Source organism: Candidatus Obscuribacterales bacterium (assembly GCA_036703605.1).
Classification (GTDB): Bacteria; Cyanobacteriota; Cyanobacteriia; order RECH01; family RECH01; genus RECH01.
This window is the reverse complement of the sequence record DATNRH010000026.1, coordinates 1-4,199: the sequence shown is the minus strand read 5'-3', so window position 1 is coordinate 4,199 and position 4,199 is coordinate 1. Positions and strand designations below refer to the sequence as shown.

Here is a 4,199-nt window from a genome sequence, read left to right as displayed (position 1 = left end):
ACATGGTAGTAGACTCTGATTACGAAAACCGCGTGCGAGGCGTATATAGTCCTCAAAACGGGGCAGGCAGAGACGGTATGTCTGAGCCTGGTGTAGCTAAGCGTGCAGCTGCGGATGCCAGCGCTCGCACAGGGAACGCTTCTCAGTACGATCGAGATCCTGATCTTTACAACCTAAATGATAAGTCTCACGGTACTCTAAAACTGCACGAAGAGCGTTTGATTGCCGATAAGCTTCGTCAGAAAAAGGGAGAGGTTTCGGTAGGTAAGCATGTTGAAACCCAGCAAGCTAATGTATCCGTTCCTGTGTCCGAAGAACGAGTCGTAATTGAGCGAAACACACCTAGCAATGCTGGACAAGCCGTAACTCCCGGCAAAGATGCCTTTCGGGAAGGTGAGGTAGCCCGTGTGGAAGTCTATGAAGAAACAGCAGATATCCACAAGGATACCGTTGTTACTGAAGAAGTTGATGTCCGGAAGGTCGTAGATCGCGATACGGTAGATGCTCAGAAAACGTTGCGTAAAGAGCGTTTGGATGTTGATCGGAAGGCAACGAGCGAAGATCAAGCTACTGATCGAGATGCTACCGATCCTCATAACTCACGTGATTCCCGTGTCCAACGCACAACGCGGTAAGGCTGACACTCCCATTCTAGGGATCTGCCCAGAGTAAGGATGTTACTGTTCGTCCCTTTCCCTAGGGATGGGCAACCCAAAGGCAGCTAGAAATAACCTAGGAATAGGAGATGGATGAACTGTGGGTGTATAACGCATCCACAGTCTCTCCTTTTAAATTCGATCAATACTCAATCAATTCCCTTAATTTCAATACAAACACGTAACTATTATGAATTTAACACCCTTAAGCCCTTTAGATGACAGTTATCGTAGAAAGTTCGGGGACATTAATGTCGAACAGCTCGACGTGTATAGTAATCCTCAGGAACGAGTGGGTACGGCAGGAGAGGTCTTAACAGACGAAACTGGTCTTTCAAGTTACTTGACCGTCTATCTGGAGCACTCTTCACAAAAGTATGTTCTGCTTCCTTCAGAATGGTTTCAGGTGGATCGGGCAGCCCGACGAGTCTATCTCAACGGATTAACGCGATCGCAACTGATAGCCCTTCCTAGCTTTGATCCAACCGGCGTGATTCGGCGATCGCCCTCAAGACGATCTACCCCAAAACCAGCTTCGGCTCAGCAAACCTGGGAAAAAGGGGCATTGGAGTCGTCTGGCCCCCTAGAGTCATCCGTGTCCTTAGAATCGTCTGTTCCGTTGGAGTCGTCTAGGGCCTTAGAATCCTTTGCGCCTCTAGATAGTGTTTCAACTGCGCCAATTCGTCCTCCTGCCCCTGTAAATCGACCAGACATCGTTCGCAATCCAGCAGCACCTCCTGAAGAGATGCCAAGCCCATCGTCACCGAAAACCTTAACGCCTGAAACAGGTCAAGAGATTGTCAGAGAGATCAAGCCTATTCAACTGCTTGAAGAACGAATTGTCAGCGATCGCCAGCGGCGTAAGGTCGGTGAGGTGATCATTCGCAAAGTTGTGGAAACTCAAATAGTGGAAGTTCCAGTTCGGCGCGAGAAGCTAGTAATTGAGCAGGTGGGCACGAATCCTAAACCACTAGCCAGTATTGATTTTGGGCAGGATGGGCAGCCTGTGATAACGCCGATCAGCGATCGCGTCGAAGGCTTTCCTTCAGATACATCTGTACCCTCTCAATCTCAACCTCTCCATCAGGCTCAATCTAACGCTTTAGGATCCATGGATCAACCCAGTGTTGCCCCTCAGCAAAGCGTTTCTGCTCAACCTACCTCGTTGCATACTCCATCTTCCCAAGAGGCTAACCCAATAACTGCACCTCACTATATTTCTGCCCACACGGCACAACAGATTTTAAGCGATCTATCTCAGCAGCTTGATAACGATAGCTGTGGAGTTCGGCTAGAGTTTGCTGACGCGTCTTTACAACGCGTTTATGAACAGGGATTAGAAAATGCATCTATGTCTCAGCAAAACCACCCATAGACGGATCAAAATAAGGCGAGGGCGATCGCCTCTCCTAGGTAACCTCAACAACGATTAAACTCAAAACCATAGCAATCGCCATCAAGGTTTTGGCGGCTCGGGCATGGCACGAGTCACCAAAGCGCTGACAATACTGCCATGCAACAGATTGAACAGCATTCACCAACATGAGACGTGCTACCACTCATCTACCCATTTCCCACGATCGCTATCCATTCGTCTAAAGGCGTTGCTGAATTGTAGGATGATTCCACAAGATGTTGCACGGAGTTTCAGAGCCTCTGCTAGAGGTTCATACCCTGATTCAGCAACACCCTTCTAAATGAGATCCCTCGCCTCTAGGAGGATTGATTTTTTAAGGAATGACGCACACAGGTGCCAATTTGAGTATCAATGGTCATAATGTGGTTTACCAACCAATCGGCTAGCTGAGCATGGGCTTTGCGGGCGATCGCTTCACTAGCACCGCTGTCTCGATACTCAATCCGTAGATCGCTAAAGATCTGCAAAAATCTGTGATGGGCTTGTTGATTGGTTTCGCCGATGGCACAGCGATGTTTGGCAGCACAGCTTTCCTCTTGCTCAAAATGCCACTCGGTAAAATATTTGAGAAACGTCAGCAGCTTTTTGATATAGCTGGCTCCGGTTCCTTGCTCAATCGCATCCGATAGATCATTAAACGCCGTGATTAATTCCTTATGATGAATATCAATCATAGGAACACCAACACTCAGGCTATCTGTCCATTCAAATTTCTGCATAGATCACCTAACCAGTTTCGATAACGGCTCGTTACAGCGGATAAGACACAACGGCTAACCTATCCCTAGGCAAGATCCATGTATCTCTTACGCTTAGAATGCCCGCTCCGATGGCTAACCTGTAGCGATCGCCCCCATTGACAGAAAACGTAATGTGAACAACGCCTAACGGTCTAATTACGGTTGAACTCGCTCCTCTAGAGTGACGCTTCAGGGCCGCAGGTGGGGCGATCGCTGCCGCTCAAGGGTCTCAGCCGAGGAGCCGAGCGGAACCAAGGTCAGCGCAAGCATTTAGGCACCCTCTCCGCCCATGGCCGGCAGGTCAATCTCTTTAATGCAGGTTGCGCGGGATAGAGCCAGCACACAGTCGATCACAGTGAGTAGATCGCTAAGCGGCACCGCCTCGCCGCCCACCAGCGCGTTAGCCGCTAAATCTGCCATCACTTCCGGTGTACCCACGTTGCCAGGATTAATCACCGTCACCCCAATCCGCGACGGCCGCAGCTCTTCTCGCAGAGCATGAACCACGCCCCGCAGGCCAAACTTAGAAGCAGAGTTCGCCACTTCCCGTCCCGAAAAATTATCGCGCCCGGAGAGCGATCCCATCAGGATAATTTTCGGATTCTGGCTACATTGCAAGGCAGGCAGCAGGGCTTGAATGAGGCGGATGGGAGCCAGCAAATTCACATTGAGCACGCGCACCATATCGTCGTCTGAACAGTCCAAAAAACGATACTGGGGGGTAAAGGCATGGGTTTCCCATGTGCCACCCATATACAGCAAGGCATCGAGAGGGCGATCGCCCACCACCTCAGCCACCCGTTTCACCCCAGCCATCGTTGATAGATCTGCTTCAATCCACATGCCATAAAACGACGGTGTGCGGGAAACAGAAATGAGATTGTCTATCGTGGGCTCTAAATGCTGGGCAACGGCTGCACCAATACCGCGGCTTGCACCAGCAACCACTATCCTGTTCATCATGGCGGAATTGGCTCACCTTCTACGTCACAACTGGTTTCAGTATAGCGATCGCGCGCGCTCATCATCGGAGATTCAATCCAGACCAGAGCATATGCAAACCATAAGAAAACCTGGCATTTTGAGCGATCGCATTCATCTTCCGTTATGAATAGCTTACGGATCTCCCTAGCCTCAACGCTAAAACGCCATGATAGATGCCGCGCCTGCACGATTGATTTTGGTCATTGATGCCAACCCAGACCACAATCACATTATCGAAACAACCTTAAATGAAACCTCAGGATGCTATCAGATCGTGGCGATCACCAGTGGGCTGGAGGCCTTAGATTTTCTATATCACCGAGGTATCTACGACGCCTCTCCCCGTCCCGATATCATTCTCCTCGATCTCAATCTCTCAGACGCCGATGGTCTCGATCTCTT

Annotated in this window: 5 protein-coding genes; 3 read left to right on the top strand and 2 right to left on the bottom strand. The window is 49.8% G+C overall.

Annotated features, from left to right (window positions below):
• Positions 1 to 635: YsnF/AvaK domain-containing protein (locus tag V6D20_00690; GenBank protein HEY9814314.1), on the top strand; the 635-nt coding region annotated here is incomplete at its 5' end.
• A 211-nt stretch (positions 636 to 846) separates the two neighbouring features.
• Positions 847 to 2,031, top strand: a complete 1,185-nt coding sequence (locus V6D20_00685) for a DUF2382 domain-containing protein (protein ID HEY9814313.1) — start codon at positions 847 to 849, stop codon at positions 2,029 to 2,031.
• Between the two features lie 338 nt (positions 2,032 to 2,369).
• Here the strand turns inward: V6D20_00685 and V6D20_00680 are convergent, their stop codons facing one another.
• Together V6D20_00680 and V6D20_00675 are read right to left on the bottom strand one after the other, a co-directional pair.
• Entirely contained in the window at positions 2,370 to 2,792 is a 423-nt protein-coding gene (locus V6D20_00680; GenBank protein ID HEY9814312.1) for a hemerythrin family protein, read from the bottom strand.
• Positions 2,793 to 3,083: 291 nt separating this feature from the next.
• A complete protein-coding gene (locus V6D20_00675) occupies positions 3,084 to 3,776 on the bottom strand; it encodes an SDR family oxidoreductase (protein ID HEY9814311.1) in 693 nt (230 codons plus the stop codon).
• A 187-nt stretch (positions 3,777 to 3,963) separates the two neighbouring features.
• Between V6D20_00675 and V6D20_00670 the strand changes: the two genes are divergently transcribed.
• The coding region (locus V6D20_00670) for a response regulator (protein HEY9814310.1) at positions 3,964 to 4,199 on the top strand (236 nt) is incomplete at its 3' end.